General features: G+C 52.7%; 12 protein-coding genes. 2 read left to right on the top strand and 10 right to left on the bottom strand.

Annotated elements, in window-relative coordinates; genetic code table 11:
• Positions 1-319: 319 nt before the first annotated feature.
• The gene (locus tag NDI52_RS05575) at positions 320-1,861 is read left to right on the top strand and encodes a SagB/ThcOx family dehydrogenase (protein WP_190772958.1); all 1,542 of its coding nucleotides are present in this window, start codon (positions 320-322) and stop codon (positions 1,859-1,861) included.
• A 96-nt stretch (positions 1,862-1,957) separates the two neighbouring features.
• Here the strand turns inward: NDI52_RS05575 and NDI52_RS05570 are convergent, their stop codons facing one another.
• From NDI52_RS05570 to NDI52_RS05540, 7 genes are all read right to left on the bottom strand, one after another.
• Entirely contained in the window at positions 1,958-2,245 is a 288-nt protein-coding gene (locus NDI52_RS05570) for an MSMEG_0570 family nitrogen starvation response protein (protein ID WP_190772957.1), read from the bottom strand.
• Between the two features lie 146 nt (positions 2,246-2,391).
• Positions 2,392-3,558, bottom strand: a complete 1,167-nt coding sequence (locus NDI52_RS05565; protein ID WP_190772956.1) for an MSMEG_0565 family glycosyltransferase — start codon at positions 3,556-3,558, stop codon at positions 2,392-2,394.
• A gap of 43 nt (positions 3,559-3,601) precedes the next feature.
• Positions 3,602-4,597, bottom strand: coding sequence for a sll0787 family AIR synthase-like protein (locus NDI52_RS05560; RefSeq protein ID WP_190772955.1), 996 nt, complete (start codon positions 4,595-4,597; stop codon positions 3,602-3,604).
• Positions 4,597-5,112, bottom strand: coding sequence for an MSMEG_0567/Sll0786 family nitrogen starvation N-acetyltransferase (locus tag NDI52_RS05555; RefSeq protein ID WP_190772954.1), 516 nt, complete (start codon positions 5,110-5,112; stop codon positions 4,597-4,599). The genes NDI52_RS05560 and NDI52_RS05555 overlap by 1 nt, the downstream gene beginning before the upstream one ends.
• Before the next feature lie 245 nt (positions 5,113-5,357).
• Complete coding sequence (locus NDI52_RS05550) at positions 5,358-6,443, bottom strand: MSMEG_0568 family radical SAM protein (protein ID WP_190772953.1); 1,086 nt, start codon at positions 6,441-6,443, stop codon at positions 5,358-5,360.
• Positions 6,444-6,531: 88 nt separating this feature from the next.
• Positions 6,532-7,560, bottom strand: a complete 1,029-nt coding sequence (locus NDI52_RS05545; RefSeq protein WP_190772952.1) for a Nit6803 family nitrilase — start codon at positions 7,558-7,560, stop codon at positions 6,532-6,534.
• 206 nt (positions 7,561-7,766) lie between these two features.
• The gene (locus NDI52_RS05540; protein ID WP_190772951.1) at positions 7,767-8,249 is read right to left on the bottom strand and encodes an MSMEG_0572/Sll0783 family nitrogen starvation response protein; all 483 of its coding nucleotides are present in this window, start codon (positions 8,247-8,249) and stop codon (positions 7,767-7,769) included.
• Positions 8,250-8,893: 644 nt separating this feature from the next.
• Between NDI52_RS05540 and NDI52_RS05535 the strand changes: the two genes are divergently transcribed.
• Positions 8,894-10,171, top strand: a complete 1,278-nt coding sequence (locus NDI52_RS05535; RefSeq protein WP_190772950.1) for an MSMEG_0569 family flavin-dependent oxidoreductase — start codon at positions 8,894-8,896, stop codon at positions 10,169-10,171.
• Between the two features lie 16 nt (positions 10,172-10,187).
• Here NDI52_RS05535 and NDI52_RS05530 read toward each other — a convergent pair whose 3' ends face one another.
• From NDI52_RS05530 to NDI52_RS05520, 3 genes are all read right to left on the bottom strand, one after another.
• Complete coding sequence (locus NDI52_RS05530) at positions 10,188-11,096, bottom strand: LysR substrate-binding domain-containing protein (protein ID WP_190772988.1); 909 nt, start codon at positions 11,094-11,096, stop codon at positions 10,188-10,190.
• Positions 11,097-11,108: 12 nt separating this feature from the next.
• Complete coding sequence (lpxD, locus tag NDI52_RS05525; RefSeq protein ID WP_190789394.1) at positions 11,109-12,206, bottom strand: UDP-3-O-(3-hydroxymyristoyl)glucosamine N-acyltransferase; 1,098 nt, start codon at positions 12,204-12,206, stop codon at positions 11,109-11,111.
• A gap of 450 nt (positions 12,207-12,656) precedes the next feature.
• Positions 12,657-14,012: a response regulator gene (locus tag NDI52_RS05520; RefSeq protein WP_199330830.1), complete on the bottom strand. Its 1,356-nt coding sequence runs from the start codon at positions 14,010-14,012 to the stop codon at positions 12,657-12,659.
• Between the last annotated feature and the right edge of the window lie 18 nt (positions 14,013-14,030).

Genomic DNA, 14,030 nt, shown 5'->3' with positions numbered 1-14,030 from the left:
TTCCGCTCTAAGGTTTGTTCTAAAGGTTGTTTTTTCGTGTGCTTCGCTTACGAAAAACAACCTTTAAGGCATGCCTGAGGCCCGAGAGGGCTGTGGGACGCTATCCCGTATTCCTCTCTCGCACCTCCCTATAGCGCTATGCGTGTTAAGTACGGTAGTGTGGGGCACTTTGTGCCCCACACTACCGTACTTAACGCACTTGTGTACTGCTATAGATTGGAGAAATATAAAAGAAGCTTATCAATAAAAAACGCACAGTACCCCAATTTTGAGTTAGGAATGTCAAGATTGGTAGAGAGAAGCAGCCTTTTGAGTGGCTATGCCTAACCATCCCGGCTCCCTTGCGCAACATTACCACGAGCGTACCAAGTACGCCCCTGATACGGTCGCTAATCATCCCCAACCTGATTGGAACCGACAGCCTATTCCCTTCAAGGAATACAAACTAGGCCCAACTTACGACTTGCGGCCCTACTTGACGACAACCGACGAGGATGATCGCCTTTGGCGGCGGCTCTCTCGGGTACTCTTCCACACCTATGGACTAACTTACAAAACCACGTTAATGAGTGGTGAGGCCGTTTATTTGAGGGCTGCACCGTCTGCTGGGGGCCTGTATCCGGCTGAAATTTATCTCATTTCGCGGGGAACTCCAGACCTGCCCCCCGGACTGTATCACTACCAACCCAAAACTCACTCACTCATCCACTTCTGGGAAGATCGAGTGTGGATGTCTCTTCAGGAAGCGTGTTTCTGGCATCCCTCGCTAGAAAACACGCAGATGGCGTTGATCACTACAGCTATTTTTGCCCGTTCAGCCTGGCGCTATTTCGACCGAGCTTACCGCCGCATCTGCCTCGATAGTGGGCATCTGTTAGGTAATCTTGAGCTGGCTTGTGCTGTGCATGACTACCGTCCTCACCTGATGGGTGGTTTTGTCGATCAAGCTGTGAATCAGTTGTTGTATTTGGAACCGGGTGTGGAGGGAGCGATCGCCGTCATTCCCCTAGCTGACCTGTTGGAGGTGAATCAAAACCTTTCCCCTGCCAAAACTGCATTACCCTCCCCCAAAGAGACGGATTTCCCCGAAATTCCTGATGGGCAGCTCCTGGCTCGCCTGCACCACAGCAGCCAGATTCCTCCAGACGCTGAATTGGTCATCGAAAAACCAGTACCGCTTCCTGTCCCCAGGTCTACGGAGCCTCCAGAACCGGTTCAAGACAAATATAATTTTCCCTTCTGTTTGAAGGTGTCTACGGTCTGTATGCCCATTGAATGGGGGGAAAATCTGACGGGGCTGGAGCAAACGATAATCAAGCGTCGCTCAACCCGCGCCTATACTGGGCAAAATTTAACCCTTAACGAGTTACGCCAATTGCTCGATTTCACCTACCAGCCCGAAAACTCCATAGAGCAAGGGTTAGACCGCGCCCCCGATTACTTTGACCTCAGCCTGATTGAAACCTTCATTGCTATCTCCGGAGTGGATGGTTTGGAGGAAGGCTGCTATTACTACGCTCCTAGAGCGCAGGAGTTGCGCCAGATCCGCTTTAAGAATTTTCGGCGAGAGCTGCATCGGCTTTGTCTGGGGCAGGATCTAGGTCGCGATGCTGCTGCCGTGGTGTTCCATACTGCAGATTTGGCAAAGGCAGTGGAGGTGTATGGCGATCGCGCCTACCGCTATCTCCACCTGGATGCCGGTCATCTAGGCCAGCGCCTTAACCTGGCGGCTATTCGCCTGAATCTTGGGGTGAGTGGGATCGCGGGCTTCTTTGATGACCAGGTCAACGAGGTATTGGGCATCCCGGCTGATGAAGCCGTTATTTATATCACGACCTTAGGCCGACCCAGGCAAGTTTGAGGGGGCATTTAGACCTGTGGATAAGGTGAAAGGGGCAGTTCGTGCCCCTTTCACCTTATCCACAGGTCTAGAACAGTATTCGTCTGAAGCCTCGGGCTATTCAAGAAATTCCAGGACGTTGACTTTGGGAGATTCGAGGGCCTGGTATTTGGCAGCGCGGGTTTCGATCTGGCGGAGTTGCCCCAGGGCGAGCCCGCAAGGACTCCCATATTTTGCTCGAACGCGATCGCTCGCAATGTTTAAAGCGGTGCGCGATCGCTCCACGAAATCAACCAGGTCATATAGGGTACCGGGTTCAAAGTAGTCCTTAATGACCAGGGATGGCGAATAGCAGGTTTCCTGGGTGCCGTCGGGCCATTGGATTTGGAAGTGCATTTCGGGCATAGTTTTTGTAAGAAATGGATAGGGGATGAGTTAATAGGGAGATGGGCTTGGTAGTAGACAGAGTTACTCTGTCGGTTTCCCTGCCCTCGGTTCTAGAGCGTGCTGGAAGGGTTGTTGCGTGGGCCTCGTGTACAAAAAACAACGTCTTAATTCTCGTTTCTACGGCGAAGGCATTGCTGATAGTGGTTAAGGTGAAGTTGGGCAGAGTGCTGCCAGGTGTATTGGGAAAGAATGCTTTGGCTATTTTGGACAAGGGATTGGGTAAGGATTGGGTTTAGGGCCGTGAGCATGGCCTGGGCGATCGCCTCCGGGTCTTCTGGATTGACTAATAATGCTTGGTTGGGCGTGAGGAACTCGGTGAAGGGGTAAGTGTTGGCGGTGATGACGGGGAGGTGGGAGGCGATCGCCTCCAGGGTCACGAGCCCCCAGCCTTCCTTGAGGGAGGGAAAACAGAAGACGTCGGCCAGCCGATACAGGGCAGGAAGGTCGGCTTCGGGAATGTTGCCGGGGAGGAGGAGCGATCGCCCCACGTCGATGTTTAATGCTTGGGCCGTTTGAAAGAAGTGCTCGCGGTAGGACTGGTAGTCAAACAGGGTTGAACCGCCTGCAATGACAAGTTGGGATTTGGGGTAGAGCTGGAGCACTTGGGCAAAAGCTTGCAGCAGGCGAATAGAGTTTTTGCGGGGTTCGATGCCTCCAACGGTGAGGAAGATGGGTGCGCCAACCAGGTCGTAGTAATTTCGCAGGGTAGCTTCTTGTCCAGATGGTACTGGGGAAAAACGGTCTAAATTCACGCCATTTGTAACGCGAGGGGCATCAATTTTGTAGTCGTTTTTGAGGATCTGTTGCCAGCGATCGCTCACACAAAAACAGAGATCAGGTTCATAAATTGAGCGTTCCTGACACTGTTGCAAATATGGGCTTTCATAATCCTCAACGTGATGTATGGTGCGGATAATAGGAACGCTTTGAGGTTTCTCGCGCCATTGCAAGAGAGCATTCGCACTAATGCAATCCTGAGCATGATAAATGTCGTATTCTTGCGCAACGGATTGTAAGCCACTGATCATTTCTTGAATTCTTTGCTGAATCAGCGCATCCATTCCGGTAGGGGCGGCAGCCGTAGGAATCAGGTGGGTCGTGCATTGGGGCGATCGCTCGAACCCACGTCCGTCCTTGTCGAGGGCAAAGACCCCAACCGTATGCCCTAATGCTGTTAATGCGTTAGCAACTTCCAGGGTGTGAACGACACTCCCACGAGGCTTAGTGGCATAGGTGAGCAACGCAATACGCAACAGATCAGAAGCGGACATGGAATGTTGGAGTTGTTGAAACGGTAATGGTGGTAGAGCCAGCTTAAGGAGCTTGCGTTGAAAAACCCATCAGTGGCGTTGCTTTAAAGTCCCAAAATGGTAAGGATTCGTCACCCAATTGGAGTGTTAGAGTGTGCTCGGCTCCCTCATTCTCCAGAGATTTCGTCACCTCCCCAACGACGGCACAAACCAGATTGCGTTTGTGAAAGAGGGACTGGATTTCAGGCACCCTTTCGGGGCGCACACTGAGCAAAAATCCATAACTGGGAAAGCTTAAAAGCCATTGTTCCAGAGAGATACCCGCCGGGCAGGGTACGGCATCTAACTTCAACACAGCACTACACCTGGAGGTTTCCATTAGCATCAAACAAGTGCCCACTAATCCACCCATGCTGATGTCTTTGCCTGCATCGCATAAGCCCTTTTCGGCTAGGGTTGGCAGCAATTCTAGATTCATGCGGAGCGTGAGCGGGTCGACCTGGGTCGCAGCATCCCAGAAAGGATATTTGGAATGAGGTTTGCCGTTAAAGTCGCTAACAAGCAGGAGTGCGTCGCCGGGCTGAGCGTGAAAGCTGGTGATGAGCGATCGCGCCCGTCCCAAAATAGCTACGGAAAGACCATCATAGGGGCTATGCAGATTGGTATGACCGCCCACAACGGGGACGTTAAAGGCACGGGATGCCGCCAGCATTCCCTCCCAAATTGGCTCTGCTTTTTCAGCCGATTGGCTCCATAAGGCATCCACAACTGCGATGGGGCGACCTCCCATAGCGTAGATGTCGCTGACATTGACCAAAACGCTACACCACCCGGCAAACCAGGGCTCAGCATCCACCAGCGTGGGCCACATCCCTTCGGCGGCTAACAGCAAATAACCTTGCCCATCGGGAATGGCAGCACAATCATCGCCTAACAGAATGGGAGTTGCTGTGGAGCTATCGGGCACCCAACGTCCCAAATGGGAAGCGATCGGCTGGATATCCTGCTTGTGCAGAATTCCCAAAGCCTGGCTCAATTCAGCGGCGATCGCCCTCAGCATTACGACACCTTGCGATCTAGAGACAACATGGGGCGAACTTCTGTGCCGGGGGGATAGTGGGCCAGTTCTGCTTCCATCAAATGATGGGGGCGATCGCACACCACAATCTCTTCAAGGGAGCCCCAGTGCAACCGCTGGAAAAAGCGAACATTTTGCATCTGAACCGTGGCGAGGAAGCGATCGCAACCCCAGGTGTTGGCTGTTGTCACGGCTTTGTGGATCAGCCCTTTTCCAATGCGCCCGACCCGCCGATAGTCAGGATGTACGCCCAATCGTCCGCCATACCAGAAGCGGGGTTGTGTCTCATAAATCCGCACGACTCCGACAACTCGTTGGTCATAGGGGGCTTCGTGATCGATGGCAATGATGGGGTAGGCGGTGTTGTCAATTTCGTCCTCATCGTTGCTTGCGAATAAGCCTTGCTCTTCGCAAAAGATGGCTTGTCGTAGGTCGAAATAGGCCTGGATGTCTTCGGGCGATCGCGCTAATTCGAAACTGTAGCGATTTGGGGACATGGGGCTATGGTGCTTGAGGATAAAGGGTAAAGGGTAAAGGTTGGATGTTGGGAACCCTGCTTGGGGGCGCGTCGCCCCCCAAACCCCCCGACTGGGGGAACGGGGCGCCGTCCCCCAGACCCCCTTGCGCTAAGGGGTTATCGGTGGGAGGTGAATGTGGCGCTTCGCATCGGTGGGAGGGGATCAGGTTTATGTGCTGTTGGGGGCGGATTTTTCTTAGTAATTTTTCGTGAGGTTATTGGGTGTTATTTCTCGAAGCTGGAGAGGGCGGAGCAGGCTCCGCATTTGGCGCATCCGGCGTTGATGTCTCCGGAGGACATTTGGGCTTGTTTCAGCAGTGCGCCCACTCGCTGATAGACCGCAAACATAAAATCAGTACTGGGTGCCGGATGGCTTGCCAGAGGGGTTTCGCTAATGGGAACGAAAGGAACAACAAAGGGATAGACACCGAGGGTGATCAGGCGATCGCACATCTCCACCAACGTCTCTAAACTATCTCCCAGACCTGCCAGTAAGTAGGTGCTAACCTGTCCCCGTCCAAACACGTTGACGGCTGCCTCAAATGCATTGAAATAATGGTTCAGTGGCACTTCTGCTTTGCCGGGCATAATGCGGGCACGTACTTCGGGATCGGCGGCTTCCAGATGCATACCCAAACTGTCAATACCTGCCGCTTTCATGCGTTCGAACCAGACAAAGTCATCGGGTGGTTCACATTGAGCCTGGATGGGAAGGTTGACGCGAGCTTTGATGGCGCGAGCGCACTCTGTCAGGTAAGCGGCCCCACGATCGCTGGTATTTGGCGTACCCGTCGTCATAATCATGTGCTTTACCCCATCCAACCGGACGGCCGCTTCGGCGACTTCGGCCAGTTGATCGGGGGTTTTGCGGGCGATAGTGCGGCCTGCATCCAGGGATTTCTCAATCGCGCAGAATTGGCAAACGGTGTCGCTGTTGCGATAGCGCATGCAGGTTTGCAGCACCGTGGTCGCCAACACATCCTGGCTGTGCAGCAAGGCTATTTTCCAGTAGGGAATGCCATCGGCAGTCGTGAGCCCATAAAACTTGGGTTGTTGGGGAAAGGAAATGGGGGCGATCGCCTCGGTTTCCCGTTCCAGAACCACCTGGGAGTCAGCCTTAATTCGTGCCAGGAAGGGAGACTCGCTGGCGGTTTCCGTGTAGATGGGCACCATGATTGTGGTTCCATCGATCATCACCGCCTTATGATCCGATGGCCCGGCTCCCCCTTTTCGCCCTGAGGCTCCTACTGAGGGATCAACCAATCGCAAACCGTGAGACTGCAATTCCGTGATCAGACGTTGCTTATTCATGGGCCAATAGGAAATTAGGGATACTCAGCGTTGTGTCGTCAGCACCCAGGAACGGATTACAGATTTTCAGAAGCTCAAAACTTAGAAATCAGCGTGTAGCATCCGATTCCACAGAGTTAGACAAAGGCATATTGAGCGCAGGAGATTCTTCAAGGGCTGGGATAGCCCCGGCGGGAATAGCTGTTGTTGCTTGCATGACATTCCAGGCGCTTTGATTTACCTGCAACTTGAGCAGATCGGGGCGTGAGTAGTGACCCACCGAATCCATCATGCGCTTGCGTTTGGTGATTAAGGAGAAGTCAAGCGTGGCGATCGCCATCCCTTCCCCTTCGGTAATGGGGGCCGACAAGGGCACCCCTTCCGGGCTGATGATGGCGGTGTAACAGCCACCGCTCAAAACTTTCTGCAATTTTTCATCGGGGGTGATCTGTTGCTTTTGCTCGGGTGTGAGCCACCCCGTTGCATTGACTACAAAGCAACCTGACTCAAGCGCATGGTGACGCATGGTGACTTCGATCTGGTCGCCAAAGATTTGGCCGACCATCGAACCTGGAAATTGCCCACAATGAATTTGTTCGTGCTGTGCCATTAACGCATAGCGGGCCAGGGGGTTGTAGTGCTCCCAGCAGGCGAGAGCCCCCAACCGACCAACCGCAGTATCCAGTACCGCTAAGCCAGCCCCATCGCCCTGACCCCACACCATGCGCTCATGGTAGGTAGGGGTGATTTTGCGCCGCTTCATCAACAGGGAACCATCCGCGTCGAAGATCAACTGCGTGTTATACAGCGATCCTCCGTCACGCTCGTTCACCCCTAACACAACCACCATGGCGTAGGAGCGCGCTGCCCGGCTGACCGCGTCCACCACAGGACCCGGTACCGTCACCGCCTCCTCATACAGCCGCATATGCTCGGCCCCCATCAAAACAGGGGGTTGTACAAAGGAGAAATAGGGATAGTAGGGAATGAAGGTTTCAGGAAAAACCGCCAGTTGCACGCCTTCCTTGGCAGCCTGGGCGATCGCCTCCAAGACCTTTTCCGTTGTCCCTTCCCGACTATACAACACCGGACTCAACTGTACGGCTGCGGCTCGAATGGTTTTGGAATAATCCAACATAAGTTCGTGTGTGAGAAGCGAGGATGAGTTCGGCATCACAAAGACACCGCAACACGAAACGGGTGTTTAACGGTCTGCTAGGGCAAATTACGTTTGTCTGGCTCTAAACCAGGGTTTTAATCTTTTGGGTAAACGATAGGTTGCCCAGTCTTAACAATGAACTTCGTGGGTAAGGGCGAATAGCCATTCGCCCCTACAGGTGTTGATTAGAGCGTCCAGGTATCAATAATCAGTGCGCCATCCTTGCGGTGCATGAGCACCAAGTCCAGCACATCCAGGGGATTGATGGGCCGAATTCCGGGAATGAGCGACGGTTCACCATGACCATAGAGTGCTTGCAGGGCAAAGCGGCAGGCGTAAACCTTGCCACCCTCTTCCATAACTTTTACCAACTGGTTGTTGAAATTCTGGTGGCCTGGAAATGCCGCATCGCCCAGCTTGGGGAAACCCCGTTGTACCCCCAGAGTTACCCCTGGCCCATAGAGCAACACCGAAGTTTCGAACCCTTTGCGGATCAGACGCGTGGCTTGCAGCAGATTCACGAACCCAATCGAACCCTCGAACGCAACGGTGTGGAACGTTACCAGGGCTTTTTCACCCGGCTCAGCTTGAACATCAGGAAATACTTTCTCTTCGTAATCAACGAAAAAGTCACCTGTCTGGTGGGCAGGAGTGGTTACTTCAGGCATGGAGGGAAGTCCTTAAATATCGAGAACGAGCAAGCAGAAAACTGTGGAGTGTTTGAAGGAGATTCATGAACCACATTTAGTCAGCACCTTACGGGGGGTGAAAGGTTGTCCCTGTATCTGCTTTTACAAAATCGTTAGATCTGGCTGTATCGATAGGGGATCATTCTATTGCAATGGAATGATGGAGTGATTTGTGCGATCGCCCCTATCGAAAGTGCCAGGTTTCTTACCTCAGGTCTGTAGTGATCATGCCTTAACGTAACCTGAGTTCGGGTTAAGGGCGTTTTCGAGTGCCGCGCAACGCGCGGCACTCGAAAACGCCCATTTTGGCGTGCGCTTTGCGCACGCCAAAATGAGCACTTCAGCTTATCCCGAACTGAGGTTAACGTATGAATGGGATGTAGTGGAAGGGGCGCTTCGTGCCCCTTCCACTACATCCCATTCATACGTTTAAAGCACTACCTACTATTCAAATCAATAGGTAAATCGACAAAAACTTTGTGATAACGCTTGAGTCAACCTGCCCTACCTATAAATACCGCTAAACCTCCACGTTCTGTAACGCAAAGTACAAGGCTGCACGGAATCAGCCCTTAAGGTGCAAACACAGCACTCCCAAGCAAACATTCCTGAGGTTGCGATACATGCGGTCACACTATCCGGTTGTCATTGTGGGCGGTGGGCAGGCAGGTTTATCGATGAGCTACTGCCTGAAAGAGCGCGGCATCGAGCATCTTGTCTTTGAGAAGTATCAAATTGCCCATTCCTGGCGCTCGAAACGTTGGGATTCCTTCTGCCTCGTAACACCCAACTGGCAATGTCAACTGCCGGGTTTTCCCTACACGGGAGATGACCCCCAAGGCTTTATGGGACGGGATGCGATCGTCGAGTACATCGTGAACTATGCCCGCTCTTTTGAGCCGCCCATTCGTGAAGGTGTGGAAGTCACCCGTCTGCGGCAGGGCGAAGCGGGTGGCTTTGAAATCGACACCTCCATTGGTGACTACACCGCAGATCATGTCGTGATCGCGACAGGTGGGTATCATAATCCCCGAATTCCAGCGATCGCCGAACGCTTCCCTGATTCCATGACTCAACTGCACTCATCCCAATACAAAAATCCTGAATCCTTACCAGAAGGTGCGGTATTGGTGGTGGGCACAGGGCAGTCAGGTTGCCAGATCGCGGAGGACTTGCATCGGGCTGGACGGCAAGTGCATTTATGTGTGGGGAGTGCGCCGCGATCGCCTCGTACCTATCGGGGTAAAGATGTGGTGGATTGGTTGGATCAGATGGGTTACTACGATTTGCCTGTAGATGAACACCCCCAAAAAGACGGTGTACGCGCCCGTACCAATCATTACGTCTCTGGCCGCGATGGGGGCAAAGAAATTGATCTGCGCCAGTTCGCTACCGAAGGAATGCAGCTTCATGGTCGCCTACTGCGAATTCAAAATAACCAATTGGAGTTTGGCGACGATCTGAAGACCAATCTCGATCAGGCTGATGGTGTCGCCGAGAGCATCAAGCGCACCATCGATACCTTCATCGAGAAGCACCACATTGAAGCGCCTACTGAGCCGCCCTATGTGCCCCTGTGGGAACCGACGGAAGGGGAAGAAGCGATCGCACTCCCCGTCACCGAAATCAGTACGGTCATTTGGGCCACAGGCTATCATATGGACTTTCGGTGGATTGAACTGCCTGTTTTTGATGGCAAGGGTTACCCAGCGCACAATCGGGGTATTACTCCCTTGCGTGGCCTCTATTTTTTGGGCTTGCCCTGGCTCTATACCTGGGGCTCGGGTCGCTTCTCAGGTATCGCCCGCGATGCCCACTACCTGGTAGATTGTATTGCTTCGCGCCATCAAGTTACCCCTGTTGTGATGCAAACGGTCAATGAGGTTGCCATCGGCTCATAGCTTAGCCTAAAGGCTTTCAGCCTTTAAGGTTGGGTGAATGCTGGGCTGGAATGATGGCCTTAACTACATCTAGAAAACGCTGAATGGTAGGAGAGACTTGTTCCTTCTGCCAGATGAGGGCGATCGCCGCCTGAGGGGTTTCCTCTTGTAACGGGCGGTATATGACTCCCGTACGTTTCAAATTTTCCAGAGATAAGGGGACAATTGCTACCCCAATCTCTGCTGCTACCAGGCTGACAATAGTTTGCATCTGAATGGCTTCCTGAACCACACGCGGGCTGAAGTCGGCCCGCTGGCAGAGGCTGATAATCTGGTCGTAAAGGCCGGGGGCGAGGGGGCGGGGGAACAGGATGAAGGGTTCTGAGGCGAGCGATCGCAACGGTACCATGGCTTCCGCAGCCAGAGGGTGGTGGGCAGGCAGGGCTACCGCTAAATCCTCCTGAAAAACGGTCATACTGGCGAACTGCTCGTCCGTCATGGGGGGGCGAACGAAGCCGACATCTAACCGTCCTGCTCGCAAACGGGTGAGTTGCTGGTCGCTGGTCAACTCCTGCAACTCCAACGTTACATCAGGGGCCTGAGTGCGGAAGCTTTGCAAGATCTCGGGCAACACGTTGTAGGCTGCCGAACTGACAAAGCCAATGCTCAATTGTCCAATTTCACCCCGGCTGGCCTGTTGCCCTTTCTGAATGGCCAGATCTAGCTGCTGAAAAATCTTGCGGCATTCCTTGAAAAAAATCTGTCCCGCCTCTGTCAACTCGACCCGACGTCGGGTGCGATGGAAGAGGTCAAACCCCAGTTCTGTTTCTAACTGACGAATCTGCTGGCTGAGCGGGGGCTGCGCCATGTGGAGGCGTTCGGCTGCACGGCCAAAGTGCAGCTCTTCGGCAACGGCCATGAAATAGCGCAGATGCCTGAGTTCAATCACAACGGCTCCTCACGAGGAATGAACCGTTGGCAGTTGGGCCTGGAGAATTGCGAGCTGCTGCTGAAGCTCGGCAATTTGCTTTTGCATGTCTTTGATCGTCTGTTGCGTTTCGGGGAGCCGACTGCTGAGAACAGAGCTGCGTAGCCAGGTTTGGTGGGGTATGGCAGGATGCCCGGATACAACACTGCCCGGTTCCGTGTTGCTGATGATGACCGATCGCATGGTGGCTCGGGTGCCTCGGCCCACAACCACGCGGTTGCTGATGGCAACCTGTCCTCCTAAAACGACCTCGTCTTCGATTTTGACACCACCGGCGATCGCCGCTAACGCCGGAATGATACAGTCTTTGCCGACCTTCACATCGTGGCCAATTTGATTCAGGTTGTCTAGCTTGGTGCGGGCTCCCACGCGGGTTTCTCCTACAGCGGGGCGATCGACGGCTGCATTGCAGCCCACCTCCACTTCATCCTCGAGAATCGTGCGGCCTGATTGTTCCATCTTGAACCAGGTACCATCCCCACGCGGCACAAAACCAAATCCTTCGGAGCCGATCGCGGCACCGCTGTGAATGACACAATCACGCCCAATCTGCGTTTGCTCATGGATGACGCAGTTGGCATGGAGGATGGTGCGATCGCCAATCACCACGTCAGGATAGATCACCACATTGGGATGAATGCATACCCCATCCCCAATGACGACATCGGGCTGAATGACGACATAAGCCCCAATGGAAACGTCACGTCCCAGTTTTACAGAAGGGTCGATGATAGCCGTGGGATGAATGCCTGGAGCTGGTTGGAAGGGTTTGTAGAAGAGGGCGATCGCCTCCGCAAACAGCAGCCGTGGGTTGCGCGAGCCTATCCACACGACCTCGTGGGCCAGGGCTTGCTGCTGCATCTCCCGATCCATCGGTAAGATGAGCCCCTGGGCAATGGTAGTTTTCAGGAAGGTCTTGTACTTACGGCTTTCGATGTAGCTCAGGGTGCCTGCCACGGGGCTTTCGATGGCTGACACGCCGCTAATTTCAGGGTTCAGGTCGGGGCGCTCATCGAGACTGCTGCCATCGACCGCCCCAAGTTGTTGGACGACCTCACTAAATTTCATTCCATCGCTCCCACGGGCAAAGTATTGTCATCATACTCATATAGCGCTACGCGCTCAGAAGCGGAAGTTTATTTTTGAACAGCCACACTTCGCATAGCTGTTCAAAAATGAACTTTTCTGATCAGGAGTGACACAAGTCCGCTAGGTGCGAGTATTGCTGCGAGATATCTGAAGTTTGGACTAAATCTGCCTGCCGAATTGCGAAACGCCCTCACAGAGGGCGTTTCGCAATTCGGCAGGATTTCGGATTTCGTAAGCTAAAAAGCTGGCGTAGCCAGCTTTTTAGCTTACGAAATCCCATTTGCTCCAAACTCCAGCACGAAGGAGTAGCGCACTGTGCGGCCCTTGATCCCGGATCCAACACGTCAGGTTTTGCTACCGCATTACAGTGGCAAAATTTGGGTTTCGGTTTGGGGTGCAGAATATGGGGGCCGCGATAGTCGTTCGCGCTCAACAGGCCGGTAACGTTGGCAATTGAATCGTAAACTCTGTGCCCTCCTTCAGAGAGGAGTGAAATGTTAACTGTCCATGGTGCTGTTCTTCAATGATGCGGCGGCTCGTGACAAGACCCAGCCCGAGCCCCTGCCCAGCGGCTTTGGTGGTGAAGAAAGGTTCGAAAATGCGCTCTTGGCGATCGGGGGTAATGCCAATGCCATTGTCGTGAATGCGGATCACGATGTGATCAGACAAGTCAGTGGGGACAACGGAGGTGGTGATGGTAATCCTTGGGGAGGCAAAGGTTGCGCTTTGGCTTTGCCATTTCTCGGCGATCGCATCAACCGCGTTACTCAAGATATTAAATAACACCTGAGCAATTTGCTCAGGGTAACAATTGATTGAGGGGAGCTCGCCATAACACTTTTGAATGTCAATATTAAGTCCGTCTTTTCCGTTGCCTAATCGGTGCTCCAGAAGAATCAATGTACTCTCAATATCCTCATTCACATCAATCGTTTTAATGGTGGCTTCATCAAGGTGCGTGAAGTTTTTGAGTGCCTGAGTAACGCGATGAATCCGCTGGGCCCCATGCTTAATCGATGTCAGCACTTTGTGGGTATCATTCAGCATAAAGGGCAAATCAATCTGCTTCTTAAAGTCCTCTACTTCAGGAATCGGCGTTGCAGTATTGCGTTCATAAATCTCCAGTAATGTTGCCATGTGATCAAAGTATTGACGCGCTGGATCAACGTTACAGGCTACGAAACTGAGTGGATTGTTGACCTGATGCACAACTCCGGCTACCACCCGTTTGAGGGTGGTCATCTTTTCCTGTTGAATCAGATTTTCTTGAGCGCGTTTCAAGCTATCTAAAGCGGCTTGCAATTGCAAATTCTGCTGCTCTAGATTTTTCTGAAGTTCGCTAATGGTTAATTGGGTTTGAACCCGCGCTAACACTTCTTCTAATTGAAATGGCTTGGTGATGTAATCGGCACCGCCCATTTGGAAGGCTTTAAATTTATCCGTTACATCGCTAATTGCACTCAGAAATATAATGGGAACCGCTTGCGTGTCTGGATTCTTTTTCAGGTGTTGACAGAGGTCGTAACCACTCATGTCACCTAAGTTGATGTCTAACAGGATCAAGTCTGGAACGAGAGCAGCGATCGCCACCTGGGCCATACGACCACTGGTTGCCTTACGCACCGAGTAGCCATTACTCACGAGAAATGTTGATAGAAACCGAAGATTATCTGGCAAGTCATCCACGATTAAAATATCTCTTTTTTCGCCCTTAACCATTTCCATGACCTGCAATTTCAAATTTTCAAAATCTCGGTTTCCAGTCTCTAAAGCTGTCACATCCATAGCAAATGCGTAGAATCC

The organism is Leptolyngbya sp. PL-A3 (assembly GCF_039962325.1).
Lineage (GTDB): Bacteria > Cyanobacteriota > Cyanobacteriia > Elainellales > Elainellaceae > Vacuolonema.
The sequence above is the reverse complement of the archived record's forward strand: the minus strand, read 5'-3'. Positions and strand labels throughout refer to the sequence as shown.

Coding starts and splice junctions, on each gene's coding strand:
- NDI52_RS05560 (WP_190772955.1), bottom strand. CDS start 4,597: ATGCTGAGGGCGATCGCCGCTGAATTGAGCCAGGCTTTGGGAATTCTG.
- NDI52_RS05555 (WP_190772954.1), bottom strand. CDS start 5,112: ATGTCCCCAAATCGCTACAGTTTCGAATTAGCGCGATCGCCCGAAGAC.
- NDI52_RS05520 (WP_199330830.1), bottom strand. CDS start 14,012: ATGGATGTGACAGCTTTAGAGACTGGAAACCGAGATTTTGAAAATTTG.
- NDI52_RS05550 (WP_190772953.1), bottom strand. CDS start 6,443: ATGAATAAGCAACGTCTGATCACGGAATTGCAGTCTCACGGTTTGCGA.
- NDI52_RS05570 (WP_190772957.1), bottom strand. CDS start 2,245: ATGCCCGAAATGCACTTCCAAATCCAATGGCCCGACGGCACCCAGGAA.
- NDI52_RS05545 (WP_190772952.1), bottom strand. CDS start 7,560: ATGTTGGATTATTCCAAAACCATTCGAGCCGCAGCCGTACAGTTGAGT.
- lpxD (WP_190789394.1), bottom strand. CDS start 12,206: ATGAAATTTAGTGAGGTCGTCCAACAACTTGGGGCGGTCGATGGCAGC.
- NDI52_RS05565 (WP_190772956.1), bottom strand. CDS start 3,558: ATGTCCGCTTCTGATCTGTTGCGTATTGCGTTGCTCACCTATGCCACT.
- NDI52_RS05575 (WP_190772958.1), top strand. CDS start 320: ATGCCTAACCATCCCGGCTCCCTTGCGCAACATTACCACGAGCGTACC.
- NDI52_RS05540 (WP_190772951.1), bottom strand. CDS start 8,249: ATGCCTGAAGTAACCACTCCTGCCCACCAGACAGGTGACTTTTTCGTT.
- NDI52_RS05535 (WP_190772950.1), top strand. CDS start 8,894: ATGCGGTCACACTATCCGGTTGTCATTGTGGGCGGTGGGCAGGCAGGT.